We start from the raw sequence: 1040 nt of genomic DNA, 5'->3' as shown, positions 1-1040 counted from the left end.
ACCTGGAACAGCGGCGAGTGACTGAGGGTGCGGTGAGGGTTGAGTTCCTCGACGAGCTTCTCGAAGGGGACGTCCTGATGCTCGTAGGCGCCGAGCGTGGTGCGTTTCACCTGCGCGAGCAGCTCGCGGAAGCGGAGTCCCGGCTGGAGCTGCGTGCGCAGCACGAGGGTGTTCACGAAGAAGCCGATGAGCCCCTCTGTCTCCGCTCGGGTGCGTCCCGCGATGGGGGAGCCGACGGAGAGGTCGTCCTGCCCGGAGTAGCGGGAGAGGAGGAGTTGCCAGACGGCGAGCAACGCCATGAAAGGCGTCACGCCTTCGCGCTGGCAGAACGCGAGGAGTCGCTCGTTCACGGAGGGAGGCAGGCGCACGGGGAAGGAGGCGCCCCGGTTCGACTGGACTGGCGGACGAGGCCGGTCGGTGGACAGCTCCAGGAAGGGAGGCGCGCCGGAAAGCTGCTGTCTCCAATAGGAGAGCTGCTGCTCCAACGCGTCGTCACGCAGCCATGAGCGCTGCCAGGCGGCGAAGTCAGCGTACTGCACGGGGAGGGCTTCCAGCCGAGGCGGCTGCCGGGTGGCGTGCGCGGAATAGAGCTCCGCCAGCTCACGGAGCAGGATTCCCGTGGACCAGCCGTCGGAGGCGATGTGATGGACCGTCCCGACGAGGACATGGCGCTGCGCGTCCAGCCGCAGCAGCAGCACGCGGAAGATGGGGCCGTGCTCCAGGTCGAAGGGCCGTGAAGCCTCCTCGCTCACCAGTCGCCGGGCCTCGACGAGCTTCGTATCTTCCGAGAGGGACTCCAGCTCCCTCACCGTGACAAGCATGGGCTTGGGGGCGTGGATGTGCTGACGCGGCTCTCCGTCGCGCGTCACGAATGTGGTGCGCAGGGATTCGTGGCGCTCGACGAGCGACGTGAAGGCGCCCTGGAGCGCGTCCACCTCGAGCGGCCCTTGCAGGAGCAGGGCGAGGGGAATGTTGTAGGTGGAGCTTCCGGGCTCGAGCTGGTCGATGAGCCACAGGCGCTGCTGCGCGAAGGACAACGG

Annotated in this window: 1 protein-coding gene; it reads right to left on the bottom strand. The window is 67.9% G+C overall.

All coding sequences use genetic code 11. The features are described 5' to 3' along the window. Positions 1-1040 (bottom strand): condensation domain-containing protein (locus HR086_RS47110; RefSeq protein ID WP_254626783.1); only part of this gene is annotated, 1040 nt, incomplete at both ends.

The organism is Myxococcus sp. CA039A (assembly GCF_013336645.1).
GTDB lineage: Bacteria > Myxococcota > Myxococcia > Myxococcales > Myxococcaceae > Myxococcus > Myxococcus llanfairpwllgwyngyllgogerychwyrndrobwllllantysiliogogogochensis.
This window is presented reverse-complemented; position numbering and strand designations above follow the sequence as displayed.